Source organism: Halorientalis regularis, assembly GCF_023698535.1.
Classification (GTDB): domain Archaea; phylum Halobacteriota; class Halobacteria; order Halobacteriales; family Haloarculaceae; genus Halorientalis; species Halorientalis regularis.
Window position 1 is genome coordinate 1 of sequence record NZ_JALJCL010000002.1, and the last position, 24,080, is coordinate 24,080.

The 24,080-nt window shown below is 66.3% G+C and carries 23 protein-coding genes; 10 read left to right on the forward strand and 13 right to left on the reverse strand.

Going from position 1 to position 24,080, the window contains the following annotated elements:
• Both MU521_RS02245 and MU521_RS02250 read left to right on the forward strand, forming a co-directional pair.
• Positions 1 to 1,725 (forward strand): acetate--CoA ligase (locus MU521_RS02245; RefSeq protein ID WP_250864786.1); only part of this gene is annotated, 1,725 nt, incomplete at its 5' end.
• A gap of 59 nt (positions 1,726 to 1,784) precedes the next feature.
• A complete protein-coding gene (locus MU521_RS02250; protein ID WP_092694886.1) occupies positions 1,785 to 3,530 on the forward strand; it encodes a histidine kinase N-terminal 7TM domain-containing protein in 1,746 nt (581 codons plus the stop codon).
• 3 nt (positions 3,531 to 3,533) lie between these two features.
• Here MU521_RS02250 and MU521_RS02255 read toward each other — a convergent pair whose 3' ends face one another.
• From MU521_RS02255 to MU521_RS02280, 6 genes are all read right to left on the reverse strand, one after another.
• Entirely contained in the window at positions 3,534 to 4,232 is a 699-nt protein-coding gene (locus tag MU521_RS02255; protein WP_092694888.1) for a class I adenylate-forming enzyme family protein, read from the reverse strand.
• Positions 4,233 to 4,511: 279 nt separating this feature from the next.
• Entirely contained in the window at positions 4,512 to 5,666 is a 1,155-nt protein-coding gene (gene dnaJ, locus MU521_RS02260; protein WP_092694890.1) for a molecular chaperone DnaJ, read from the reverse strand.
• Between the two features lie 76 nt (positions 5,667 to 5,742).
• Complete coding sequence (locus MU521_RS02265; RefSeq protein ID WP_092694892.1) at positions 5,743 to 5,997, reverse strand: hypothetical protein; 255 nt, start codon at positions 5,995 to 5,997, stop codon at positions 5,743 to 5,745.
• A gap of 398 nt (positions 5,998 to 6,395) precedes the next feature.
• Positions 6,396 to 8,345: a molecular chaperone DnaK gene (dnaK, locus tag MU521_RS02270; RefSeq protein ID WP_092694894.1), complete on the reverse strand. Its 1,950-nt coding sequence runs from the start codon at positions 8,343 to 8,345 to the stop codon at positions 6,396 to 6,398.
• Between the two features lie 191 nt (positions 8,346 to 8,536).
• The gene (locus MU521_RS02275) at positions 8,537 to 9,244 is read right to left on the reverse strand and encodes a nucleotide exchange factor GrpE (protein ID WP_092694896.1); all 708 of its coding nucleotides are present in this window, start codon (positions 9,242 to 9,244) and stop codon (positions 8,537 to 8,539) included.
• Between the two features lie 68 nt (positions 9,245 to 9,312).
• On the reverse strand, positions 9,313 to 9,915 hold the full coding sequence (locus MU521_RS02280) for a hypothetical protein (RefSeq protein ID WP_092694898.1): 603 nt from the start codon (positions 9,913 to 9,915) through the stop codon (positions 9,313 to 9,315).
• Positions 9,916 to 10,027: 112 nt separating this feature from the next.
• On the opposite strand from MU521_RS02280, the gene MU521_RS02285 reads away from it, so the two are divergent.
• Positions 10,028 to 11,431, forward strand: a complete 1,404-nt coding sequence (locus MU521_RS02285) for a DEAD/DEAH box helicase family protein (protein ID WP_092694900.1) — start codon at positions 10,028 to 10,030, stop codon at positions 11,429 to 11,431.
• Here the strand turns inward: MU521_RS02285 and MU521_RS02290 are convergent.
• A complete protein-coding gene (locus MU521_RS02290; RefSeq protein WP_092694902.1) occupies positions 11,428 to 11,850 on the reverse strand; it encodes a hypothetical protein in 423 nt (140 codons plus the stop codon). The genes MU521_RS02285 and MU521_RS02290 overlap by 4 nt on opposite strands.
• Before the next feature lie 81 nt (positions 11,851 to 11,931).
• Here MU521_RS02290 and MU521_RS02295 point away from each other — a divergent pair, with 81 nt between their 5' ends.
• Both MU521_RS02295 and MU521_RS02300 read left to right on the forward strand, forming a co-directional pair.
• The gene (locus MU521_RS02295) at positions 11,932 to 13,428 is read left to right on the forward strand and encodes a DUF790 family protein (RefSeq protein WP_092694904.1); all 1,497 of its coding nucleotides are present in this window, start codon (positions 11,932 to 11,934) and stop codon (positions 13,426 to 13,428) included.
• Between the two features lie 36 nt (positions 13,429 to 13,464).
• Positions 13,465 to 13,884 carry a VOC family protein gene (locus MU521_RS02300; protein ID WP_092694906.1) on the forward strand — a complete coding sequence of 140 codons (420 nt, stop codon included), beginning with the start codon at positions 13,465 to 13,467 and terminating at the stop codon, positions 13,882 to 13,884.
• A 12-nt stretch (positions 13,885 to 13,896) separates the two neighbouring features.
• On the opposite strand, the gene MU521_RS02305 is transcribed toward MU521_RS02300, so the two are convergent.
• Positions 13,897 to 14,541, reverse strand: a complete 645-nt coding sequence (locus MU521_RS02305) for an adenine nucleotide alpha hydrolase family protein (protein WP_092694908.1) — start codon at positions 14,539 to 14,541, stop codon at positions 13,897 to 13,899.
• Positions 14,542 to 14,688: 147 nt separating this feature from the next.
• Here MU521_RS02305 and MU521_RS02310 point away from each other — a divergent pair, with 147 nt between their 5' ends.
• On the forward strand, positions 14,689 to 14,898 hold the full coding sequence (locus MU521_RS02310) for a hypothetical protein (RefSeq protein WP_092694910.1): 210 nt from the start codon (positions 14,689 to 14,691) through the stop codon (positions 14,896 to 14,898).
• Between the two features lie 151 nt (positions 14,899 to 15,049).
• Here the strand turns inward: MU521_RS02310 and MU521_RS02315 are convergent, their stop codons facing one another.
• Entirely contained in the window at positions 15,050 to 16,018 is a 969-nt protein-coding gene (locus tag MU521_RS02315; protein ID WP_092694911.1) for a phosphoadenosine phosphosulfate reductase family protein, read from the reverse strand.
• A gap of 143 nt (positions 16,019 to 16,161) precedes the next feature.
• Between MU521_RS02315 and MU521_RS02320 the strand changes: the two genes are divergently transcribed.
• Entirely contained in the window at positions 16,162 to 16,407 is a 246-nt protein-coding gene (locus MU521_RS02320) for a hypothetical protein (RefSeq protein ID WP_092694913.1), read from the forward strand.
• Positions 16,408 to 16,503: 96 nt separating this feature from the next.
• Positions 16,504 to 17,625, forward strand: a complete 1,122-nt coding sequence (locus MU521_RS02325) for a hypothetical protein (protein ID WP_092694915.1) — start codon at positions 16,504 to 16,506, stop codon at positions 17,623 to 17,625.
• A gap of 26 nt (positions 17,626 to 17,651) precedes the next feature.
• Here MU521_RS02325 and MU521_RS02330 read toward each other — a convergent pair whose 3' ends face one another.
• Positions 17,652 to 18,245 carry a DUF7110 family protein gene (locus MU521_RS02330; protein WP_092694918.1) on the reverse strand — a complete coding sequence of 198 codons (594 nt, stop codon included), beginning with the start codon at positions 18,243 to 18,245 and terminating at the stop codon, positions 17,652 to 17,654.
• Positions 18,246 to 18,484: 239 nt separating this feature from the next.
• Here MU521_RS02330 and MU521_RS02335 point away from each other — a divergent pair, with 239 nt between their 5' ends.
• On the forward strand, positions 18,485 to 19,519 hold the full coding sequence (locus MU521_RS02335) for an NAD(P)/FAD-dependent oxidoreductase (RefSeq protein WP_092694920.1): 1,035 nt from the start codon (positions 18,485 to 18,487) through the stop codon (positions 19,517 to 19,519).
• Positions 19,520 to 19,629: 110 nt separating this feature from the next.
• On the forward strand, positions 19,630 to 21,078 hold the full coding sequence (locus MU521_RS02340; RefSeq protein WP_092694922.1) for an amidase: 1,449 nt from the start codon (positions 19,630 to 19,632) through the stop codon (positions 21,076 to 21,078).
• A gap of 121 nt (positions 21,079 to 21,199) precedes the next feature.
• Here the strand turns inward: MU521_RS02340 and MU521_RS02345 are convergent, their stop codons facing one another.
• The 3 genes from MU521_RS02345 to MU521_RS02355 form a co-directional block, all read right to left on the reverse strand.
• A complete protein-coding gene (locus MU521_RS02345; protein ID WP_217630190.1) occupies positions 21,200 to 22,135 on the reverse strand; it encodes a ferritin family protein in 936 nt (311 codons plus the stop codon).
• 85 nt (positions 22,136 to 22,220) lie between these two features.
• Positions 22,221 to 22,964 (reverse strand): ATP-binding cassette domain-containing protein, encoded by a 744-nt coding sequence (locus tag MU521_RS02350; RefSeq protein ID WP_092694924.1) that lies wholly within the window; start codon positions 22,962 to 22,964, stop codon positions 22,221 to 22,223.
• A complete protein-coding gene (locus tag MU521_RS02355) occupies positions 22,961 to 24,031 on the reverse strand; it encodes an ABC transporter permease (RefSeq protein ID WP_092694926.1) in 1,071 nt (356 codons plus the stop codon). The genes MU521_RS02350 and MU521_RS02355 overlap by 4 nt, the downstream gene beginning before the upstream one ends.
• Between the last annotated feature and the right edge of the window lie 49 nt (positions 24,032 to 24,080).

The following is a 24,080-nucleotide window of genomic DNA, read 5'->3' on the forward strand; positions in this document are numbered from 1 at the left end:
ATCGCCCACAACGTGGTCGACCGCCACGCCGCCCCCGACAACGAGCGCCGGAACAAGGTCGCCACCATCTGGGAGGGCGAAGACGGGACGGTTCGGGAAGTCACCTACCACGAACTTCACCGCCAGGCCAACCAGGTCGCCAACGCCCTCGAACAGCGGGGCATCGAGACCGGCGACACCGTGGGACTGTACATGCCGATGGTCCCCGAGGTCGTCTCGATCCTCTACGGCTGTTTCAAGATCGGTGCCATCGCCGTCCCCATCTTCTCGGGCTTCGGCGTCGACGCCACCGCCACCCGGATTGAGGACCCAGAGTGTTCGGTCCTGGTGACCGGCGACGGCTTCCTCCGGCGGGGCGATCCGATCACGCTCAAGGAAACCACCGACGAGGCCATCGCACAGGCCGACACCGACGTGGAGTCGGTGATCGTCTACGACCGACTCGGAGCGAGCGATCCGGACACGGACCTCTCGATTCCGATGACAGAGGGCCGCGACGAGTGGTGGGCCGACGCCGTCGCCACCCAGTCCGACGACTACGACACCAAATCGCTCCCCAGCGACCAGGAGTCGATGCTGCTGTATTCGTCGGGGACCACCGGCAAACCGAAAGGCATCGTCCACACCCACGCCGGCGTCCAGACCCAGACCGCCAAGGAACTGTACTTCGGGTTCGACCTGCAACCCGCCGACCGCTTCTTCTGGGTCTCGGATATCGGCTGGATGATGGGGCCCTGGACCCTGATCGGGAACCACACCTTCGGCGGGACCATCTTCATGTACGAGGGCGCACCCGACTACCCCGAACCCGACCGATTCTGGGAGATGATCGACCGCCACGACCTCACCCAGTTCGGCATCTCCCCGACCGCGATCCGCGCGCTCCGCAAGCAGGGCGACGAGTGGGTCGAGGGCCACGACCTCTCCAGCCTGCGTCTGCTGGGCTCGACGGGCGAACCCTGGGACCCCGAGTCCTGGCAGTGGTTCCACGAGACCATCGGCGGCGGCGACACCCCCATCATCAACATCTCCGGCGGAACCGAGATCTGTGGTTGTTTCCTGATGCCCATGCCGATCAACGACCTCAAGCCCTGCACCCTCGGTGGGCCCGGACTCGGCATGGACATCGACATCGTGGACTCGGACGGCGAGTCCATCGCCGACACCCACGAACGGGGGTATCTGGTCGCGCGTGACTCCTGTCCCTCGATGACCAAATCACTCTGGAGCGGCGACGAGCGCTATCTCAACGAGTACTGGTCGACCTGGGACGACCTGTGGGACCACGGCGACTGGGCCCAGAAAGACGAAGACGGCTTCTGGTTCCTCCACGGCCGGGCCGACGACGCGCTGAACGTGGCCGGCCGCAAAGTTGGCCCCGCCGAGGTCGAGGGTGCGGCGATGGACCACGACGCGGTCAACCAGGCCGCCGCCATCGGGGCCGACGACGACACCACCGGCACCGCCGTCGTCCTCTACGTGATCATGGAAGACGGCGTCGACGAGACGGACGACCTCCGTGAGGAGATCCGCGAGCAGGTCGGCGAGGAACTCGGCAAGCCGTTCCGCCCCCGGGAGGTGCTGTTCGTCGACGAGTTCCCCAAGACCCAGTCGGGCAAGATCATCCGCCGCGCGGTCGAAGCCACCTACGAGGGTGAGGACCTGGGTGACATGAGTAGCATCGAGAACCCCGCGGCGCTGGAAGCTATCGAGGACGCCCGATAGTTACAACATCTGAGAATCGAGGAGGAAGACTTACCCTGATTCCCGAGTCGGCATCTGGTATGTCCCCCTGGCTTCCGCTGTTTCAGGCGGCGCTCGTTCTCGCCGGGGGACTGTCGGCCCTGCTTGCGTCCTACACCTGGCAGAATCGCGAGCGGATCGGCGCACTGCCGCTGTGTGCCACCATGGTCGGCGGACTCGTCTGGATCGGGGCCCTGCTCGTCGCGACGGTGACGCGTGGCTCCCCGGTGGCTCTGGCGGCGAACCGGTTCGTCGTACCCGGTTCGAACCTGGTGGTCGCCGGCTTCTTCGTGTTCGTACTGGAGTACACCAACCGTGAGGAGTGGGTGCGGCGCCGGTACCTGCTGGCACTGTCGGTCGTCCCCGTCGCAGCCACCGTCGTCGCGTTTACGAACCCGCTCCACGGCCTCTTCTTCGACGTGGGCGGTCTCGATGTGGCGCGACCGACGGGGTTCCTGATCGAACCCGCACCCGGATTCGTCGCGAACACAATCTACAACTACGCGCTGCTCGCCGCGGGGACGGTCATGCTGCTGGGCTTCGCCGTCGACGCCGCCGCGACCTACCGCTACCAGACCGGGGCGATCCTCGTCGCGACCGGTGTCCCTTGGATCGGGCACGTCCTCAGGACTGCCGGACTGGTCCCGGCCGGGGTGACGCCCATCGCCTTCGCCGTCACCGGCGGTGCGCTGGTCTGGGCGGTCTTCCGGGCGCAGTTGCTCGACCTCGTGCCGGTCGGTCGCCACCGCGTCATCGACGACCTCAGCGCCGGCGTGTTCACCGTCGACAACCAGGGCCGACTCGTCGACATCAACCCCATGGGACGGCGGTTCTTCCGACTCGATCCCGACGAGCGGGTCGTCGGGAAACACGTGGAGGAGGTCCTCGCCGACTACCCGACGGTTCGCAACTACTACGTCGCCGTCGCCGACCTCGGCGAGGAAGTGCAGTTCGAGGCGGGCCTGGACGGCCGTTACTACGAGATCGAGGCGTTTCCGCTGAACGACGCGCGCGACCGTCACGTCGGCCAGACCATCATCGTCCGGGACGTAACCGACCGGATCGAGCGCGAACAGGAACTCGAACGGCAGAACGAACGGCTCGAACGGTTCGCCAGCGTCGTCTCGCACGACCTCCGGAACCCGCTGAGCGTCATCAGCGGTCGGGCCGAGGTCGCCCGCGAGGCCGACGACGTGGACCCACATCTCGACGCCATCGTCGAGAGCGCCGACCGGATGGGCGAAATCATCGACGACGTGCTCGCACTGACCCGCGGCGACGACGACCTGACCCGCGAACCCGTCGCCGTCGACGATCTCGCACGGGAAGCCTGGGACCATATCGACTCCGGCGACGCGGCCCTGAGCGTGACGACCGACGAGACGATCCGCGCGGACCGGTCACAGCTCTTACAGGCCTTCGAGAATCTCTTTCGCAACAGTATCGAACACGGCCCGACGGGTAACCGACCAGAGCCAACCGACGCCGACCGGTGCGGCTCGGACCTGACGGTCCAGGTCGGAGCGTTCACCGACGGCGAAGCGACGGGCATCTTCGTCGCCGACACCGGCGACGGGATCCCGACCGACGACCACGAGCGCGTCCTCGAAGACGGCTTCTCGACGAGCGGTGACGGGACCGGCCTCGGACTGTCCGTGGTCACTGACATCGCCGCCGGGCACGGCTGGGACGTGCGCGTCACCGACTCGGAGTCGGGTGGGGCCCGAATCGAACTCGTCACCGACGAACAGCCCGCGGACCCCGTGCGACCGACATCGGCCGAGTGATCCTCAGTCGAGGACGCCGTCCGGGTCGAGACCCGACGACCCGTCACCGCCCACGACCACCGTCGGCTCCGGCCCGGTCTCGGCCAGCAGGACCGACGCACCGACCTGCAGGGGTGCGAGGACGCCCGCGACGAGCGTCCCCGGGCGAGCGAGCGACGCACGGACCGCCACGGCGTCGTCGTCGGTCAGGGCCCGCTCGTCGACGACGCGCTCGGCAGCGGTCAGCAGGTCCGCGTGGGTGTAGGTCCGGTCGGCCGTCAGGAGCGCGGGCTGATCCGGCGTCACCGTGTCCGGCGGCATCGTCGGGTTCTCGCTCCAGATGTCCCGCTCGAAGTGGATCACGTCAGGGGCCGACGGTTCGTCGCCGTAGACCACGCGTTTGGTGCCGGGTTCGACGGTCAGTCCCTCGATCTCCCCGGCGGGACCGATGACTACCCGCGGGTCTCCCTCGGGAGGCAGGCCGAATCGGACGGGCGCGCCCAGAAGTGCCGCGCCGAAAAACGAAAGCAGCGGTTGCGGTGCCGGGTCGGCTGCGACGGCGACGCCACGCTCGGGACCCACGCCGTGGTACCGGAACAGGCTCGCCGTCTTCCAGGCGTCGGTACAGAACTTGTGTGCGGTGTATGGCTGTGCCCCGTCGCCGTACACCAGCGGTTCTTTCACCCGACGCTCGCGCGCGACGAGATCGCCGATCACGTCCATACCGGTCGTAACCGCCGTGTCCGCTTAAGTCGTCTGCCACAGGTCGGGCCACGTCGATTTCGGGCTTCCAGATCCGACGGACTCCCCAGGACAAATTTCGTGAAAGCGAAAAACGGCGCGAGGCCGCCAAGGGGGGAAGGGGTGGGGTAACCAATAGCGGTCGAGTGACCGATACCGACCCCGCGCCGCTTGTAGTTATATACCTCATAATATTAAGTCTGATTGTGACGGAACTATCAGTCGATTGGGCTCCGAGCGGATCGGCCGGGGACCGGTGGCTCAGAAACTGTTTTTCAGCCGCTCGAAAAAGCCCTGTTCGACGTCGACTTCCTCGCCACCGGCCTCGGCGAACGCCTCCAGCGCCTCGCGTTGCTCGTCGTTCAGGCTCTCCGGCGTGACGACCCGGACCCGCACGAACAGGTCGCCGTTCCCGCGACCCCGGAGTTTCGGCATTCCCTTCCCGTCTAGCCTGAATACCTCACCGCTCTGGGTGTGTTTGGGAATCTCGAGTTCGACGGACCCGTCGAGCGTCGACACCTCGACCGTGTCGCCGAACACCGCCTGCGGGAAGGAGATGGCGTACTCGTGATAGAGGTCCTCACTCTCCCGGTCGAACTCGGGATGGTCCTCGATGGACACCTCGATCAGCAGGTCACCGCTGGGCCCACCGCCTTCGCCAGGTGCCCCTTCGCCCTCCATCCGGAGTGTCTGACCGCTCTGGATCCCGGCCGGGACCTCCACCGACAGCGTCACCTCGTTGCGGACCTGGCCTTTCCCGCGACAGGTGTCGCAGGTCTCACTGTAGAGCGTCCCCGCTCCCTCACAGCGCCGGCAGGTCGTCGTCTGCTGGACTCGCCCCATCGGCGTCTGCTGGACACGGGTGACCTGGCCACGACCCTCACACTCGGGACAGGTCCGGGAGTCGCTGTCGGGGGGATGTCCGTCGCCGTGACAGTCGGGACAGTTCTCCGGGCGGGTGATGGCGAGCTGTTTCTCGACGCCGCTAGCGGCCTCTTCGAGAGTGACCGAGAGTTCCGTCCGGAGGTCGGTTCCCTGTCGGGCACCGCCCCGACCGCCACCACCGCCGAAGAACTGCTCGAAGATGTCGCCCATGTCCCCGAAGGGACCACCCTGCCCGAACGGGTCGCCGCCGGCACCGCGCTGGCCGCGTGCACCGCCGCCACCACCGCTGAACCCGCCCTGTTTCTGGGCCTGCTCGAACCGCTCGTGGCCCATCCGGTCGTAGGCCTGCCGTTTTTCCTCGTCGGTCAGGACCTCCTTTGCCGTCTTGGCTTTCTTGAACTTCTCTTCGGCGTTCGGGTCGTCGCTCACGTCGGGATGGTACTCCCGTGCCTTCTCCCGATAGGCCTGCTTGATCTCGTCCTCGCTGGCGTCTCGCGACACCCCAAGCACGTCGTAGAAATCCTCGCTCATTCGTTGTCTCACCCTATTCGGTTGAGATACTTGAAAAGAACGGGTCGGCAACTCGGCCTGCCAGCGGCCGCGCCACTCACGACCGCAGATCCGCGTCGGCGACGATCACCACCGCCCCCAACAGTATGCCGACCGCCACCAGCGACGGCGAGACCGCACCGAACACCGGTGTCTCCCGAACGACTTCCCGCACCGGCAGCCCGAGCCAGGCCGCCGTCAACACGAAGACGATCCCACCACCGACCACGGCGATACCGCCGCAGTAGAGACACCACTTCAGCACCGCCACCAACCAGGACACAACTCTGGGCATCGTCCCCCGTTCGTCCATCGTCTCGTGCGGAACTCGGGTTCTGACACACAAAAATGTGTTACTGCATATGTGTCTCGTTTTATAACCACCCGATCCGGACGACGACCCCGTCATCGCCGACGGTTTCGGCCCTGCTTGTCACGCCATCTCTCGCCGACCGATCATGTTCGGAAGGGCGGATTCCGGTCGATCCGAGACCTATCAGCGCGAAGCGCCGACGTGTCGAAGACGACGACTCGCGTTACTCGTCGTCGCCCTCAGAAAGCACTCTCCGGTCGCCCCGTCTAACTCGAAGAGTTCGCCTCGCTCACGTTTCGAGACGCCGTCAGAGCTTCGCTCTGCCGTGCTGACGAAGACTCGTCATTTCAGCCCTCGTCTTCCTCAACGTCCCCAGAGATCTCCGATTGCTGGCGGGCTCAGGAAGACGACTCCTCGTCGTCGTCGACGTCCTCGAAGTCCGCGTCGACGTACTCCTCGTCGCCGGGCTCGGCACCCGCACCGGGACCGGCACCGCCAGGTCCGGCACCACCGGGACCCGCACCGGCACCGGCCGCGCCAGCGCCGCCGGGGCCGGCACCGCCCGCGGCCTGCTGGGCCTGCTGCTGGTACATCTGCTTGCCGATCTCCTGGAGTTCCTCCGAGAGACTCTCGGTCGCCGATTCGAGGGCATCCGAGGCCGTCTCCAGCTCGTCGCTGTCGACGTTCTCGTACTCCTCGAGGGCCTCCTGCACGCGGTCGATCTCGGCCTCGATGTCGCTCTCGAGTTCGTCGTCGACCTCGTCTTCGTTCTCGTCCAGCAGTTTCTCCGCGCGCTGGATGGCCGATTCGGCCTCGTTGCGCGCCTCCACGAAGTCACGGCGCTTCTGGTCTTCCTCGGCGTGTTCCTCGGCTTCTTCCTGCATCTCCTCGATCTGCTCGTCGCTGAGGCCGGCACCGCCCTCGATGGTGATCGACTCGGCGTTGCCCGAGCCCTTGTCCTCGGCCTCGACGTTGACGATCCCGTTCTCGTCGATGTTGAACCCGACCTCGATCTGGGGCGTCCCCGCGGGCGCGGGCGGGATGCCCGTCAGCTGGAACTCGCCGAGCAGTTCGTTCTCCTCGGCCATCTCGCGTTCGCCTTGGAACACCCGGACCTGCACGGATGTCTGGTTGTCCGCCGCTGTGGTGAAGATCTTCGACTCCTCGGTCGGGATGGTCGTGTTCTTCTCGATCAGTCGCTCGAACAGGCCACCCTTGACCTCGATGCCCAGCGAGAGCGGGGTCACGTCCAGCAGGACGATGTCGTCCACGTCGCCGGAGAGGACGCCGCCCTGGATCGCCGCGCCCAGCGCGACCGCCTCGTCGGGGTTGACGTTCTTTTTGGGCTCCTGGCCCGCCAGCTCCTCGACTTTCTCCTGGATCATCGGCATCCGGGTCGAACCGCCGACCAGCAGGACCTCGTCGATGTCGCTCTTGGAGTAGCCGGCGTCTTCCAGCGCCTGCTCGGTCGGGCCGACCGTCCGCTCGACCAGGTCCTCGGTCAGGGACTCGAACTTCGCGCGCGTGATCTTCTGTTCGAGGTCCTTCGGGCCGTCGTCGTCGGCCGCGATGAAGGGGAGGTTGACGGTGGTCTCCTTCCGATTCGAGAGTTCGATCTTGGCCTCCTCGGCGGCCTCGGTCAGCCGCTGGAGGGCCTGGCGGTCCTCGCGAAGGTCGATGCCGTGTTCGGCCTCGAACTCGTCGGCCAGGTAGTCGATGATGGCCTCGTCCCAGTCGTCGCCGCCGAGTTCGTTGTCGCCGTTGGTGGCGACGACCTCGTAGACGCCGCCGCCGAGATCGAGAATAGAGACGTCGAAGGTCCCGCCGCCGAGGTCGTAGACCAGTACCGTCTGGTCGGACTCGTCGTCCAGCCCGTAGGCCATCGAGGCCGCGGTCGGCTCGTTGATGATCCGGTCGACCTCGAAGCCGGCGATCTCGCCGGCGTCTTTCGTGGCCTGGCGCTGGCGGTCGCTGAAGTACGCGGGGACCGTGATGACGGCCTTCTCGATCTCGTCGCCGAGGTACTCTTCGGCGTCGCGTTTGATCTTCTGGAGGGTCATCGCCGAGACCTGTTCCGGCGTGTACTCCTCGCCGTCCATCTCGACGGTGTACCCGTCTTCGCCCATGTGGCGCTTGATGGACTGGATCGTGTTCTCCGGGTTCTGGACGGCCTGGTTCTTCGCCGGTTTCCCGACGAGTTGCTCGCCGTCCTCGGTGAACGCGACGATAGAGGGTGTCGTGCGGTCACCCTCACTGTTGACGATAATCTCCGGGTCGCCCCCCTCCATCACCGCGAAGGCGCTGTTGGTGGTACCGAGGTCGATACCGAGAATCTTGTTGCTCGCCATTGTTGTCCCCACCTACCGGTCTGAATCGGTTAAAAGTTGCTAGATTGGAGAGGGACGAACCCGACCGCTCCCAACTGCTTCCGGCGTTTTAGCTCACAGCGACGGGCAGTGACCGGGAGATATATTACGTACCGCAATCAGCCCGGAGCGTGGCGGAGCGGCTATCAGTCACCGACACCGCGGCCGGCCAGTCACTCCTCGCTGACGGTGACCTGCGCCGTGCGAATGACCTTCTCGGCCATCTCGTACCCCGGCCGGTGAACCTCGGCGATGGTGCCGGCGGGCTGGTCGGACTCGACCCGGAGCAGAACCTCGTGACGCTGGGGATCGACCTCCTGGCCCGGTTCGGGTTCGATCGTCTCGACGTTCTCCTGTTGCAGTTCCTCGTCGAACTGGCGGAGCGTCGCCTCGATCCCGTCGCGGATGTCGGCGTCCTCGTCCTGTTCGAGGGCGCGTTTCAGATTGTCCCGCACGTCGAGCAGGCGCTCGACCAGGTCCTCGGTGGCCCGCTGTTTCTCCTCCTCGCGGCGCTTTTTCATCCGCTTTTTGTAGTTCTGGAAGTCCGCTTTCGTCCGGGCGAGCTTGGATTCGAGCTCCTCGGCCTCGTTCTCACGGGTCTCCAGTTCCGATTCGAGGGAATCGACGCGCATCCGGAGCGACGCGATCTCGTTTGCCACCTGTTCGTCGTCGGTCGCGGCGACGCGGTCGAGCAGGTCCTCGCCGGCCTCGAACGACTCGCTGGCGTCGCTCTCGCCGTCCTCGGCCACGTCGTCGAGCGAGTCCCACTCGTCGGCCGTCGTCTCGGCGGCGGACGCCTCGTCGTCGGAGGATAGGTCCGCCGCGTCGTCGGCTGCCGGCTCGTCGGCGTCGTCCGTTCCGGAGGCGTCCTGCTCACTCATGTGCGTACAGTGCCCCGCGATGGGTAAAAGGGTTCAGAAATCCATCGCCCGCACCCGGACGGCCCGCCTCAGGGCCGAACCGCGAACGCCTCGGGATTGTACCGCAGTGCGTCCGCTACGTCGCGCCAGTCATCTCGGTCCCCGAGGACGTATCGTGCCAGCGCGGGATTGCGGACCAGTTCGAGTTCGGCCAGCCGCAACCGGTCGGGCGCGTACAGGTCCGCCCAGTCGAGTCGCCGCATCCGCTCCTGTCGGTCGCTCTCGGCCTCGAACGTGAGCCGTCCGCCCTCGACGTCGATGGTCCCGTACTGGTAGCGTGTCCAGGTCAGATACTCGTCGAACGGCACCGTCTCGGTCGGTTCGCCCTCCCGCCGGTACTGTGCGCGGAACCGCTGGTGTGGCTCGTCACCACCCCAGAGGTGCCCCCGGGCGAGCAGTTTCACCCGCCCGTCGGTCTCGACCGCGAGGTGGTAGTCGGTCCGCGCCCGCTCGTACCCCCGGGTTCGAAACTCGTCGGCCACCGACGGCCCCTGCAAGACGAGTTTGTCGGTCCGCTCGAAGGGCCGCCCCGTCTCCAGCGCCCGCTCGTAGACCGACGTACAGGATCGGTCCGTTGCCGCGTCCCCGGCCCACTGCGTGGGGTCCGTCTCGTGCGGATCGACCCAGGGCATACGTCCGACTACGAGTCGGCAACATTTGTCGATTTCGGCGCGCGTGAGGCCAGCGCGGCAGTTCGCTGTGCCAGGCGGTGGGTTCTTTCCGGGTCCCGACGTAGGCGCGGCCGTGCTGACGCTGACCTTCGAGGACGGGACGGTCCGACTGGCCGGGGACGTGCCGACGGGGTTGCCCGGCGTCGAGCGCGACCAGCGCTCCCGGACCGGGCGCGCTCCGGCCGTCCAGTACCACGAAATCCGGCGGGCGCTCGACGAGCGCGGCGTCGAGTACGCGGATCGCGTCCTCGATCTCCAGCCGCTCGATCTGGGGTCCGCCTACGAACTCCGCGAGTACCAGCGGGCGGCGCTGGATGCCTGGCTGGAGACGGACGACACTGCAGATAGTGGAGCAGAGAGCCAGCCCGCACCCCGTGGCGTCGTCGAACTCCCGACCGGGAGCGGGAAAACAGTCATCGGCATCGACGCCATCGAACGACTCGGCGTGCCGACGCTCGTGGTCGTGCCGACCATCGACCTGCTGGAACAGTGGCGCGAGGAACTACAGCGGGAGTTCGACGTCTCGGTGGGCCAATTCGGTGGCGGGGAGCAGGTCGCCGAGCCCCTGACGGTCGCGACCTACGACTCGGCGTACCTCCGGGCCGACGACGTGGGCGACCAGTTCGGCCTGCTCGTACTCGACGAGGTCCACCACCTCGGCGGCGAGGGGTACCGCGATATCGGTCGCCTGTTCGCTGCCCCCGCTCGCCTCGGGTTGACCGCCACCTTCGAGCGCCCCGACGGCGCACACGACGTGATCGAAGGCCTCGTCGGGCCGGTCGTCTACCGGCTCGACGCCGACGACCTCGCAGGCGACCACCTCGCCGAGTACGACCTGAAACGGATCGAAGTCGCGCTCACCGCCGACGAACGCGAGGCCTACGAACGCCACCAGGGCACCTTCACCGACTACCTCGCCCAGTCGAGCATCGAACTCCGGAGCGGGAGCGACTACCAGGAACTCGTCAAGCGCTCGGGGACCGACCCCAGAGCGCGGGAGGCCTTGCTGGCCAAACAGCGCGCCCGCGAGATCATGATGAACGCCGACCGCAAGGTCGAGGAACTGGCGAGCATCCTCGACCGCCACCGCGAGGATCGCGTGATCGTCTTCACCGCACACACCGATCTCGTCTATCGCCTCTCCGAACGCTTTCTCGTGCCGGCGATCACTGGCGAGACGGCCGCCGACGAGCGCCGAGAGATCCTGTCGCGGTTTCGCGAGGGAACGTACTCGACGGTCGTGACCGCGAACGTCCTCAACGAGGGCATCGACGTGCCCGACGCAAACGTGGCGGTCGTCCTCTCGGGGAGTGGCAGCGAGCGTGAGTTCACACAGCGACTCGGTCGGATCCTCCGGCCGAAAGGCGAACGCGGTGGGGATGAGGACGACGAAGGGTCCGGCCCCGGGCGGGCGCTCCTCTACGAGATCGTCAGCGAGGAGACGGCCGAAGAACGGGTCGCGCGGCGGCGGCGTTAGGCCCCGACCGACCGTTCTTCGAGATCGAAGTCCAGATTCGAGCCCTCCCAGAATGTCTCGTAGGACACGTCGAGGACGACTTCCGTGGACGCCGTCTGGTTCGCGTCCAGGACGAGATCGGTCGATCCCTCGACGGTCCGGTTGCCCACCTCTCGGGTGATGGTCACCCGAACGCCCCGCCGCCGGTCGGCCTCGTTCCGCACCGCCATGTCGATGATCGTGGTGTTGTCACCGGCGCGGGTGTCCCAGGTGGGAACGGAGAAGCGGTCGGGCTCCGGCGTGTCGACCGGCTGATCGTCACCACCGTCGGCGTCGACAACACCGGACTGGGGCTGGAGCGTCGGCCGCGGCGTGTTCATACAGCCCGCGGTGAGGGCGACGACCACCACGAGCGCACACAGGACCTGTCGGCGATGCATACAGATCGCTCGACAGCGGCGAGGCATGAATCTTCTCTCTCACTGCGGGGCTTTTTATCGCTCGGTCGCCCACCTCGGACCGTGCTGACGAAGGACCTGCTCCGGGTGTCCCGGGCCGGTGGCGGCTACCAGCCTCGCTTCGCCGACGCCGACGACGAGGCGCTGGCGGCCCGCGTGATCGGCGTCTATCAGGGCCACGTCGACCAGTCCCGAACGAGCCTGTCGGACGCGCTCACCGACCTCGAACGCGAGGCGTCCGAGTTCAAACTCGTCCGTGGCTTCGCCAAACTCCTCGAACGGGAGGCGACCTTCGAGACGCGCGCACCCGTCGATCCAGGGCGTGCCCGCGAGGCCGCCTTCGGGGCCGCACCGTCCGGTGTGGTCACGAGCGAGGCGCGCGAGCAGGCGCTCGCGACCGCGGCCGACCGTCTCGACTGCTCGCCCGATGCGGTCGAGGCGTCGCTGTACGCCGACCGCGAGTGCGAGCAGGTTCTGGCCGACCTGCAGGTTCGCTGGGAGCCCGCCGATCTGGTGGCCCAGTACAACCTCTCGCTGGCCCAGACCGCGCTGTTCGACGCCACCGAGGTGCGGGTGCGCTCGTCCGATCCCACGACCGTCGTCTCGGCGGTCAAGCGACTCCGGCTGATGTACGAGATTCGCCGGACAGACGAGGGCCGCGAGGTCGTCGTCACCGGCCCCGACGCGCTCTTTCGCGCGACCCGTCGCTACGGCACGCGCTTCGCCCGCCTGCTCCGGACGGTCGCCGGTACCGCCGAGTGGACCCTCACTGCGACCGTCGACGACCGCGGGACCGAGCGCGAGATGACGCTGACCGACGCGGACGTGTCGGTGCCCGACGCCGACCCCGTGACCGAGATGACCTTCGACAGCGGCGTCGAGGCCGACTTCGCCACCCGGTTCCAGTCGCTGGATCTCGACTGGGAACTGGTCCGTGAACCGGAACCGCTCGCAGCGGGTGCCCACGTCGTCGTCCCCGACTTCGCGTTCGACTACCGGCACGCCGACTTCCGGGTCTTCTTCGAGATCATGGGCTTTTGGACGCCCGAGTACGTCGCGAAGAAACTCGACCGGCTGGCCGATCTGGAGGACGTGGAGATACTCGTCGCCGTCGACGAGAGCCTCGGGGTGGGCGAGGAGATCGAAGCCCGCAATCACCGCGCGATCCCGTACTCCGGGACCGTGCGGCTCAAGGACGTTCGCGCCGCGCTCCGGCGCTACGAGGACGACCTCGCCGCCGAGGCCGCCGCGGACCTCCCCGACGAACTCGACCCAGACGACGACGCCATCACGCTCGACGACCTGGCCGAGCGCCACGGCGTCAGCGACTCTGCCCTCGACGGCACGTCGTTCCCGGCCCACGAGCTGGTCGGTCGAACCCTCGTTCGGCCTGCCGTGCTGAGGGGTATGGCCGACGAAATCGAGGCCGGGATGACACTGTCCGAGGCCGAGACGGTGCTTTCGGAGTACGGGCTCGACGACGCCAGCGCGGTCCTCTCGCGGCTCGGATACAGAGTCGAGTGGGAGGGGCTGGGCGGGGGCACGGTCCGGGAGAGGTAGCGAAGCGGTTTTGACGCGCTCGACGGATGCTCCGGTATGCAGGACCTCACCGCACACCACGTCGGACTGACGGTGTCGGATCTGGATCGGGCGGTCGAGTTCTACCGGGACACGCTCGGACTCGACGTGCTGTCGCGGTTCTCGGTCGGCGGCGAGGCGTTCGCCACCGGCGTCGGCATCGCGGGCGCGTCGGCGGACTTCGCCCACCTCGACGCCGACGGCGCGCGCGTCGAACTCGTCGAGTACGACCCCGAGAGCGACAGGCACCCGGAAGGTCGGGTGAACCAGCCCGGCGCGACCCACCTCGGGCTGGAAGTCGACGACCTCGACGGGTTCTACGCCGGCCTGCCGGAGGACGTGCCGACGATCAGCGAACCACAGACTACCGAGAGCGGGACGCGGATCTGCTTTCTGCGCGATCCGGACGGGCACCTGGTCGAGGTGCTGGAGCTGTAGCACCGCGAGGCATCACTCGTCGTCCAGAGCGTCGAGCGTGCCGGAATCGACTGGGATATCGGCCAGTTCGACACCGTCGGGCAGGTCGTCGGTACTCTCGGGGACGTAGCCGGCCGGGAATGCGTCGACAGTATCGGGCACGACGAAGCCCCAGGTGGCGTTGCGGGCGGCGTCCTCGTCGAAGATGAGCAGGGGGCGAATCCGGTCGTAGGTGACGGCACCGTCCCGCGTCGGCGCGGCGAAGGACTCGTCGGCCGCGATGTCGGGGTCGTCGCCGCGGTCCGGTGCGATCACGGCGTCGAAGCCGTGGTCGTCGATCACAGTCGCCAGACGGTCGTCACCAGCGACCACGAGATCGAGTCCCCAGCGGTCGACCCAGCGGGCGACGAAGGCGTCGGCGGCGACGGATTCCGCGAGGATCACCGCCGGGAGCGGACGGTCCTGGTCGGCCGCGACCTCACGGACGAGATAGAGCGCGAGCGTCGAGTCGCGGTCGCCGGTCCAGATCACCGCGGGCGCGTCGGCGGCCTCGAGTGCCGTCCCCACGACCTCGCTCGCGCGCTCGAACGTCGCGGCCAGCGTCGGGTAATCCGCGGGCGTCTCGCCCGCGCCGTCCGTGTAGTCGACTCCGGAGTCGTCCGGAACGCCGTCGGTCATTGCCGGAGAGTGGGAGCGCGACCGGCGTAGTTGTTCCGGACGCGAGGCCGATCCGGGAGCCCTCCCTGTCAACCCTCGCAAACGCCACCGCCGTGGACGTTGTCGACCGTTTGCGTGCCCTTATCGGTGGCCGCGGGAACCTCCGGTATGCAACAGCGAGCGGACGCGAGCGGCGGGCGGATGCTCGCCCGTACCTGGACCATCGCCGCACAGTTCTACGACCCCGCGGACTACGGGATCCCCGACCTGCCCGAGTGGGTCGAGGGTCGGGACGCCGAAGGCCGACTGGTCCTCGCCGACTCCGAGACTGGCGAAGCGTTCATGCGTGCCGAGAATCCGACGAAAGTGCGGCGGTAGGCGGGGCTGGGCGGTAGGCGGGGCTGTGGAGTCCAGCATCCGGCGGCCTTCGGCCGCCGGTTCACGGGACTCGCGCGTCGCGCGAGTCCCGCTTTTTCGCCCACGTTTTTCGCGAGGGGGTCGCGCAACGACCCCCTCGCAAAAAAAGTGGTTACATATAACCGAGGTCGCGCAGGCGCTCCATCAGGTCCTCCTTGTCCTGGGCGCGGCCGGCGCGCTCGGTCGTGTTCTCCATGTCCTGCAGCCAGGCTGGTTCCTCGGCGGCCTTGTCCGTGCTGACTTCGCTGCCTAGCGAGCGGAAGCCGGCGAAGTACTTCGGGCTCACGGGCAGGTCGTCCTTCGTGAGGTCGCCGGGGATGTCGTCCTGGCCCTGGGGAACGTAGCCCTCGTCGGGGTACTCGTCGACGGTGTCCGGGACGACGAAGTGCCAGTAAGCGTTCCACACGTCGGGTTCGGCGAACTGCAGGATCGTCTGGATGCGGTCGTGGGGTGGGTAGATGTCCGGGTCGTGCCGGGCCGAGAAGAAGGTCTCGTCGGCGCGGGCCTCCTGTTCGTCCCAGCGGACGCCCGAGAGGATGCCGTCCACGTCGTACTCCTCGATGGCGTCGTTGAGCGCGACGGTCTTGAGCAGGTGGTTACCGACGTAGGTGTCCAGCAGGAACGGGAAGGTGTCTTCCTCGTACTCCAGGATGTTCCGGATGTGGTGCTGGTTGTGTTCCGAGAGTTCGTCGACGGGAATGTCGTCGCCCGGCTCCAGGTCGTTCTCCTCGACGTACTCACCCACGTCCTCGTTGCGGGCGTAGATGAGGTCCAGATCCCACTCGTTGGCCCACTTCTCGACGAAGTCGAACAGTTCGTCGAAGTGCTGGTAGTGGTCGATGAAGACCGCCGGGGGCACTTCCAGATCGTACTTCTCGGCGACTTCCTTGATGAAGTACAGGGTCAGCGTCGAGTCCTTCCCGCCGGTCCACATCACGACGGGATTCTCGTACTGTTCGAGGCCCTCGCGAGTGACCTCGATGGCCTTCTCGATCTTGTCCTCGATAGTCGGATAGTCCGAGGGGTCTTCGCCTTCGCCGTCGGTGTAATCGACGTCCAGGTAGTCTGGGAATTCCGCCATGGTGTAATGAGATATAATTACTCCCCGATAAGTGTTTTTCGGGATTCCGTTCGTGTGGGTCAGCCTACCATATCCGCCCGGTCGGCCGATGGCGAGCGGTCGCAGGCCCCTGTATTTTAAGCGCGGCCGCCGTAGGCAAGGCCATGAGCGAGTTGCAAGTGGACCTGCGAGCAGCGTTCGAGGACGAGGGCTACGACGTAGACGACGTGACGGTCAACCGCGACCAGGTTCGGATCGTCCTGCTGGCCGAAGGCGAGAGCGCGAGTGACCTCGAAGCGGTCACCTACGGCGTCGTCGACGAGGACGACGTGCTCACGATGAACGTGACGACGGAGTCGGTCGACGGCCAGGGGCTGAGTACGGTCGTTACCTTCCGCCACCGGGGCTGATGCCGCCCGAGACGATACGGTAAAACGGCCCGCGACAGACCACTCACGCCTCGATGGAACAACAGGTATTTTACGATTATTCGCTGACGTGTTCGTATGAAGCGATCGCTGCTGGTACTGGTAGTCGCAGGGGCGGTGTTGTTGGCTGGGTGTTCGGGGCTCACTGGCTCCGAGACCCCGGCAGCCACGGACGAGAACGAGACCGAAGACAGTGCGGCCGCGTCGGTCGAGGCATCGGCGACGCTCGACGCGGAGGCCCTCGCCGGGGTCGGGTACGCCGTCACCGTGGACGCGGTGAACGGGGGTGACACGGCCGGGAACCACACGGTCGGCCTCACCGTCGACGGTGAACAGGTCGCCTCGGAGACGGTCCGCGTGGACGCGAACGCCGAGCGGAGTGTCACGCTCCGGCACATCTTTCCGGGACCAGGCGAGTACACTGTCGAAGTCGCCGGGGAGTCGACGACGGTGACGGCCATCGAGAATCCCCTACCGAGGGCACGCGAGCGGATGGACGGCGTCGATACCATCGTGACCGAGGAGCGCCAGTCGATGAACCTCACGCTCCAGGGGCAGCAGAACGGCCGGATGATCATGCGCGGCGAAGGGACCGGGCGGTACGACATGGTTCACAATCAGTCCTACACCAGCATGGAGAACGACATCGAGTTCGGCGGGTTCAGCTTCGTCCAGCAGGTCGACACCTGGTACGCGAACGGGACCGAGTACGAACGGTCGAAAAACGAGAACGAGATGGAGTACGAGTACGAGACCGAGGAGACGACCTTCAACGACGTGACACCGCCAACCGAAATTCCACTCGAACTGACCAACCGGTCGCGGGCGACGGTTACCGACGACACCGTGATCGTGCGCGGGAACCTCGATAGTCTGCTGGGACTGGCCAGCATCTTCGGCAACTCCAGCAGCGGTCCGGGCGAGAACGCCCTCGACAAGTTCGAGTCGATGCGCTTCGAGATCGGTGTCGACAGGGAGACGAACTACATTTCCTACGTCGAGATGGACATGCAGATCGAGGGCCTGGAGATCAGCGGCTCCACCGGAAGCGGCAACTTCACTATGTACGCAGAGTTCGTCGAATTCGACACGCCGGTCGACACGGCGCTCCCGGAGAGCGTTCGCGAGGGCGCATCGGGAACCGGGACGGCGACCAGTTCGAGTGCGACGGCGAGCGCGGGGCTACGCGGGCAGTCGTAGCGAGAAGCGGAGACGGAGCCGCGAATTCAGCTGATAAACTTGTTGTCCCGCCAGTTGACGCCGTTTGCCCCGTCTTCTTCCTTGGGCTCTTCGACGACGTTGACGGAGGCGGGTCGTTCCTCACCGTCGACGATGCGGGTCGCGTGCAGTTCGCCGTCGACCGCCACGACGGCGGTCAGCGTGCCTTTTTCTGCGATTTTGGCGATCTCACAGAGGACCTCGAACATCGGGTACTGGAGCGCGGTGTTCTGGAGAACAGTTTCGCGGTCGCCCTTGAAACAGGCGTATTCGACGAGTTCGGACTCGATTTCCTCTTCCTCTTCTTCGAGTGTGCCCCACTGTGGGCTGCCGCCTCCACCGCCACCGGGGCCGCCGGGTCGGTCTTCGGGCTCTTCCTCGTACACCCTGTTTTCCGTGATGCTGGCTTTCAGTTGTGCTGTCGGCGTGTACTTGCTCATCGACTCGTCGGCAGCCACAGCACTGATGATCAGTGTGTTGTTGCGACGAGTGATGTCGATGTCCTCCATCTCCACCGGGAGATCGGGGTCTTCGAAATACTCGTACACGTCTTCGAGCGGCAATTCGAGTGTCGAATGGAGTCTGAATACACGGCTTGTCATGATTTGAATGAGTGGCGGTCGGCTGACACCGGGTCTGTTCGTCGGAATATACGCTCCCCAGTCATATATGGCCTGTCCTTCGTGTGACCGATGGAGAGTATGACTCGTGGTAACGACCCTCATAGACCTGCTACGGTCGATTCCGTGACCCTCCGGATTCGGGGGCCACGTGACGAGGACTCGATAACCGACAGGTAACCAGACAGTTTTGTGTCGCGCGGCCCTACAGAGGAATACCAATGAGCGAGGAACGCGAGTACGAAGTCGTCGTCGTCGGCGGCGGCCCTGCGGGGCTGACCGCGGCGCTGTACACGACACGGCTAGGCCACGACACCGCCGTCGTCAACCGCGGCGGTGGCCGAGCCGCGATGATGCAGGACACCCACAACGTCATCGGGATCACCGAGGACACGTCGGGCAACGAGTTGCTCCAGACTGCCATCGAGCAGATCAAAGGCTACGGCGCGGACTACCACCGCGATTTCGTGACCGACGCCGAACGACTCGACGACGGCCGAATTCGACTGGAGGCGGGCGACATCACCGCCGTCACGGACAGAGTCGTCCTCGCCACCGGCTTCTCCGACGGCCACCCCGACCCGCCGGTCCCCCGGACGGGGCGGGGACTGCACTACTGTCTCCACTGTGACGCCTACATGTTCGTCGACGAGTCGGTGTACGTGATGGGCCACGGCGACAGCACCGCCCACGTCGCGATGATCATGCTCAACTTCACCGACGACGTGGACGTGCTCCTGGACGGCGACGAGCCGACTTGGAGCGACGAGACGGACGAACTGGTCCGCGCGCACCCCGTCGATATCGTCGAGGAAGAGGTCACGGGCGTCGAGAACGGCGACGACGGCTGGCTCGAAGCCCTCGAATTCGAGGACGGAACGCGCCGGGAGTACCGCGGCGGGTTCGCCATGTACGGGTCCGATTACAACACCGACCTCGCCGAGCAGTTGGGCGTCGAGTTGAACGATGACGGGACCGTTGCGGTCGACGACCACGGGGCGACCAGCGCCGACGGTGTCTACGCGGTCGGCGACATGGTGCCCGGCCACAACCAAATTCCGGTGGCGATGGGCCAGGGCGCGAAGGCCGGCATCGACATCCACTACGATCTGCGGACCTACCCGATGTCGGCCGAGGAGATCGAGGCCCAGGGCGGGATCGACGCCGACGACGTACCGGCGGTGTCGGACGACATTCGCGCGTCGGCCGAGGCTCATCGCGAGGACGGCGGTGAGAGTGCGAGCGCGGACGACTGACGGGAAGACGCGACCGCAGGGAGCGTCTCCGAACGAGCGAGCGACGACGGAAAACCGAGAGATAGCCACTAGGCGAAGCTATTATTCCGGTTCCGTTCGGGTCTCGACACATGTCCACAGGGTACGAGTCGGCGACCGAGCTCGCCGACGCGATTCAGACGGGGGATGTATCACCCGTCGAAGTGGTCGAGAAGTACCTCGACCGCATCGACGCGCAGAACGACGAGTTGAACGCCTACGTGAACGTGCTGAAACAACGGGCGCGTGAGCAGGCTCGCGAGGCCGAACAGGCCGTCGAGAACGGCGAGGACCTCGGCCCGCTTCACGGGGTGCCCGTCGCGATCAAGGACCTCCACATGGAGATCGAGGGCGTGCCACACACCATGGGGCTCGCGCCGCTGGCCGACAACGTGGCCGCGGAGTCGAGTCTCATCGTCGAACGACTTGAGGACGCAGGCGCGATCCCGCTCGGGACCACGAACACGCCCGAGCTGGGCCACACGATGCAGACGTACAACGAGTTGCTCGGGCCGACGGCGACGCCGTTCGACCGCGACTACAACGCCGGCGGGTCCTCCGGCGGGTCGGCGGCCGCGCTGGCCGCGGGATTGGCCCCGCTGGCGACCGGCTCGGACGTGGGCGGCTCGCTCCGCAACCCGGCGTCGTGCTGTCACGTGGTCTCGGTGAAGCCCACGTTCGGCCTCGTCCCGAAGGACAACCGGCCAGACGCGTTCAGTTCCACGACACCGGTCGGCGTCGTCGGACCGATGGCTCGCACCGTCGACGATCTCGCGCTCATGCTCTCGGTGCTGGTCGGACAGGACGACAGCGACCCGTTCAGCGTCCAGGCACCCAGAGACGACTACACGGACGCGACCGACCGCGACGCGAGCGAGTTCGACATCGCGTTCACGCCGGACCTCGATACGTTCCCGGTGGCCACGTCGGTCACGTCGATCTGTCGAGAGGCCGCCGACGCGCTGGCCGACGCGGGCGCGACGGTCTCGGAGGTCACGGTCGACGGTCCCGACAAGGGAACGCTGAACTACGCGTACGGCACCGAGGCGACGCCGCTGTTCGCCGTCATGGCCCACTACCTCGAAGCGGAGTACGGCGTGGACGTGACCGGCGAGGACGCCGACGACCTCTCCAGTTCGTTCGTCCAGACCGTCGAGATGGGCGAGGGGTACGACGCCGTCGACTACCTGAAGACCAACGAGGTGCGGACGGAGCTGTACGACGCGGTCGAGGCCGTCCTCGAGGACCACGACGCGCTGGTGATGCCGACCCTCTCGACGCCACCGCTGACCCACGACGAGCCCTACCCCGCGGAGATCGACGGCGAGCGCGCAGGCGGCCTCCCGATGGACTGGGGGCTCACCTGGCCGTTCAACATGACCGGGCACCCGGTCGTGGCCGTACCCGCCGGACTCACCGACGACAGGTTGCCGGTGGGCCTCCAGGTCGTCGGGTCTCGGTACGCCGAGGCCGACCTGCTGGGGATCGCGGCGGCGCTCGAACGGGCGAACCCCTGGGCCGACGACTACCCGGACGCCTGAGACGGCCAGCGCTGTCGGTTTCGGGTCGGAAAAACGAGGATGGACGGCGAATTGCCGTGTGGTCGTCGGTCGGTAGCCGAGCTCGTTTCGCCCGGTGGCTTCGGCTGACGAACGACCGCGGTCAGTCGGCGGCGGTCCCTTCGCCGGTGTCGAGTTTGACGAGTTCGTCCACGTCGGGGACTTCGGCTTCGGCGTCGGTGATGATCTCGATCCTGCGAGTGAGTTTGTCGCGGGAGTACGCCACGAGCGGCGCGGGGTTGATCCCGACGGTCAGATCACTGAAGGTACCCGCGACGTGGGGCATGAGGTCCTGCAGCGTCTCCTGGACGACGGACTCGTCGACCTCGCCGTTCTGGACGTAGCCACGAACCTTGTTCATCCCGAAACCGACGTGGCGGCCCTCGTCGCTGCGGATCTTGGCGACGCCGTCGACCAGCCCTTCGGCGTTGGGCCAGTCCTTGACTGCGACCTCGTCCGACCCCTGGTCACTGAACGCGGACTGGAACCCGTAGTAGCCGGTCTGGGCCAGCACCGACTCGACGACGAGGTGGTAGTGGCAGTAGGCCTCGACTCGCGCTTCCGGCGAGTCGTCCTCCAGCAGCCGCTCCATGGCGTCTTCGGTCTTGTCGAACAGCGCGATGTAGTGGTCGTTGAAGAATCGCTGGTCCGTCGGCCGTGTCACCTCGAAGTCCAGCGCCTCCTCCGCCGGGTTGACGACTTCCCGCCAGTAGCGGTCGAAAAACTGCGTGTGTTTGGCTTCCTCGTAGATCTGGCTGGAGAGGAACATCTGGTCGTTGATGTCCTCGAGCGCCATCCCCAGCGGCATCAGATCTTCCGTCACGGCTTCCTCGCCCGCGCCGAAGCGAGCGATGGCTGTCCGAAGCGTATTGAACTCCTCCTCACTCGGAGCCGTCTCGATCACTTTCTCCTTGTCGGCCTCCAACCCCTCGATGTCGTACGGGTCCCAGTGTCGGTAGACGGCGTTCTTGAAGTACCCCTGTGCGAACGAATCCGGGTCCAGGCGCATGTCCCGGGAAGTGTCCTCCACCTGCGTCATGATCCACAGTATAGTTGGTAGTACACTACATAGCCCCGTTGCAAGAGACCTTAGGCCATTTAAAATAGGGCAGTATTACGGGTGTTTAAGTATCGCCCGTCGAGCCACGGTCGGCCGCCAGGGACCGGGCCACGTACAGGTCCTGTAGCGAGTCGTGATCGCCGAGGTCGATGGCCCCGCGAGGGTCGTCGAGCAGGACCTCGCCGTCGTGGAGGACGGTGAGGTGGTCGATCACGTCCGCGAACGCCCCGAGGTGGTGGGTCGAGACGACGACCGCGTGGCCCTCGTCGCGGTAGTCGGCCAGCAGATCGAGCAGATTCGCCTTCGACACGTCGTCGAGGTCACCCATCGGTTCGTCGAGACAGACCACGGGCGAGCGGTTCAGCAGGGCCAGTGCCAGGTCGAGTTTCTTCCCGAACCCGCCCGAGAGATCGCCCGCCCGCCGGTCGCGGACGCGGTCGAGTCGGAGCGTCGAACAGATCTCCTCGCGCCAGGCCTCGTCCTCGGCCCCGGTCAGCGCGGCGAACACGTCCAGATTCTCCGCGACGGTCAGGTCGCGATAGAAGTTCGCCCGCTGGAATCCCGGCCCGATCCCCTCGACGGGCGCGTCGACGGTCCCGCTCGACGGCCGGGTCAAACCGAGCGCGATCCGGAACAGCGTCGTCTTCCCCGAACCGTTCGGCCCGACGAGCGCGTGGATCGTCCCCGGTGCGACCGACAGATCGACGCCGGACAGCGCCGTCACGTCCCCGTAGGACTTGCTGACCGCGTGCAGTTCGAGGATGGGATCGTGGTCGTTCCGATGGTCGTCGTCCGCGGTTCGGGTCATATCGTTCGTTTGTACCGCTCGATGGACAGTTTCAGCACGAGCAGGGTCACGACGGTGAAGCCGACGAGTCCGAGGACGTAATCCCCGTACAGCGCCGGAGAGGTGTCCTTCAGCGTCAGGCTCCGGGTGACGATCATCGAGTAGTGCAGCGGAACCAGGCGGGCGATCTCCCGGCGCACCGAGGAGAAGAAGCCGACCGGGTAGACCAGATTGGAGAAGGTGATCGCCGCCAGCAGGACGGCGACGTTGAGGAATCGCCCGACCGTGTCGAAGTTCGTGAGGATCATGATGGAGGTGCTGATCGCCGCCAGATAGACGAACGTCAACAGCAGGACGGCGATGGCCCCCGGCACGAACAACGTCACCGAGTAGTTCAGGGAGGCGGCCGCAGCGCCGAAGGCGACGGTCGGGATCAGCATGAGGACGGCGAAGTAGCCGATCTTCGTCGCGACGACGGCATCGAGCGAGGACTCGACGAGCAACCGGTCCAGCACGTCGCGTTCCCGGGCGAGATTGTACGGCAGATACGTGAACGCGAACAGCATGACGATCCCGAGCAGGAAGACGGGGAGCAGATACTCCGACAGCGAGTGTGTGCCGCCGACGACCTCGCGCCGGACGGTCACGTCGGCGTCGAACTCCCGGTCGAGGTACCCGCCAGCGATGCCCTGGATGGCCTTCGAGGGTTGCTCGAACGGGACCATGCTCCCGTCGACGATCAGCGTGAACGTCGCGTTCCGGGCCCCCTCGTCGTACAACCCCGGTGGGACCTCCAGCACGGCGTACACCTGTTCGCGGTGCAACGCCCGCCGGGCAGTCGAGGCGTTCTCGTACACCCGGGGTTCCGCGAACAGCGTCAGCCCGCCCTCGACGAGTGCGATCTCGTCCTCGGTGACCGACTCGTTCTCGGCGACGACCCCGACGGGAGCGTCCTCCGGAATCACGGTGCCGAAGGCGGCCGTCGTCGCCGCGAAGAAGGCTGGCAGGATCAGGAGCAAGAAGAGCAGCGTCACCAGCCGATGCCGCGACCAGAGGGCCTCCTTTCGCAACAGCGACGGAATGTCCATCGACGCCGGGGTATCGAATCCGGGGGCCTTGAGACTGACGGGGACCGGA

What these genes read in the sequence shown, in the direction of transcription:
- MU521_RS02250 (WP_092694886.1), top strand. Translation starts at nt 1,785, where the DNA reads ATGTCCCCCTGGCTTCCGCTGTTTCAGGCGGCGCTCGTTCTCGCCGGG.
- MU521_RS02255 (WP_092694888.1), bottom strand. Translation starts at nt 4,232, where the DNA reads ATGGACGTGATCGGCGATCTCGTCGCGCGCGAGCGTCGGGTGAAAGAA.
- dnaJ (WP_092694890.1), bottom strand. Translation starts at nt 5,666, where the DNA reads ATGAGCGAGGATTTCTACGACGTGCTTGGGGTGTCGCGAGACGCCAGC.
- MU521_RS02265 (WP_092694892.1), bottom strand. Translation starts at nt 5,997, where the DNA reads ATGGACGAACGGGGGACGATGCCCAGAGTTGTGTCCTGGTTGGTGGCG.
- dnaK (WP_092694894.1), bottom strand. Translation starts at nt 8,345, where the DNA reads ATGGCGAGCAACAAGATTCTCGGTATCGACCTCGGTACCACCAACAGC.
- MU521_RS02275 (WP_092694896.1), bottom strand. Translation starts at nt 9,244, where the DNA reads ATGAGTGAGCAGGACGCCTCCGGAACGGACGACGCCGACGAGCCGGCA.
- MU521_RS02280 (WP_092694898.1), bottom strand. Translation starts at nt 9,915, where the DNA reads ATGCCCTGGGTCGATCCGCACGAGACGGACCCCACGCAGTGGGCCGGG.
- MU521_RS02290 (WP_092694902.1), bottom strand. Translation starts at nt 11,850, where the DNA reads ATGCATCGCCGACAGGTCCTGTGTGCGCTCGTGGTGGTCGTCGCCCTC.
- MU521_RS02300 (WP_092694906.1), top strand. Translation starts at nt 13,465, where the DNA reads ATGCAGGACCTCACCGCACACCACGTCGGACTGACGGTGTCGGATCTG.
- MU521_RS02305 (WP_092694908.1), bottom strand. Translation starts at nt 14,541, where the DNA reads ATGACCGACGGCGTTCCGGACGACTCCGGAGTCGACTACACGGACGGC.
- MU521_RS02310 (WP_092694910.1), top strand. Translation starts at nt 14,689, where the DNA reads ATGCAACAGCGAGCGGACGCGAGCGGCGGGCGGATGCTCGCCCGTACC.
- MU521_RS02315 (WP_092694911.1), bottom strand. Translation starts at nt 16,018, where the DNA reads ATGGCGGAATTCCCAGACTACCTGGACGTCGATTACACCGACGGCGAA.
- MU521_RS02320 (WP_092694913.1), top strand. Translation starts at nt 16,162, where the DNA reads ATGAGCGAGTTGCAAGTGGACCTGCGAGCAGCGTTCGAGGACGAGGGC.
- MU521_RS02325 (WP_092694915.1), top strand. Translation starts at nt 16,504, where the DNA reads ATGAAGCGATCGCTGCTGGTACTGGTAGTCGCAGGGGCGGTGTTGTTG.
- MU521_RS02330 (WP_092694918.1), bottom strand. Translation starts at nt 18,245, where the DNA reads ATGACAAGCCGTGTATTCAGACTCCATTCGACACTCGAATTGCCGCTC.
- MU521_RS02335 (WP_092694920.1), top strand. Translation starts at nt 18,485, where the DNA reads ATGAGCGAGGAACGCGAGTACGAAGTCGTCGTCGTCGGCGGCGGCCCT.
- MU521_RS02340 (WP_092694922.1), top strand. Translation starts at nt 19,630, where the DNA reads ATGTCCACAGGGTACGAGTCGGCGACCGAGCTCGCCGACGCGATTCAG.
- MU521_RS02345 (WP_217630190.1), bottom strand. Translation starts at nt 22,135, where the DNA reads ATGACGCAGGTGGAGGACACTTCCCGGGACATGCGCCTGGACCCGGAT.
- MU521_RS02350 (WP_092694924.1), bottom strand. Translation starts at nt 22,964, where the DNA reads ATGACCCGAACCGCGGACGACGACCATCGGAACGACCACGATCCCATC.
- MU521_RS02355 (WP_092694926.1), bottom strand. Translation starts at nt 24,031, where the DNA reads ATGGACATTCCGTCGCTGTTGCGAAAGGAGGCCCTCTGGTCGCGGCAT.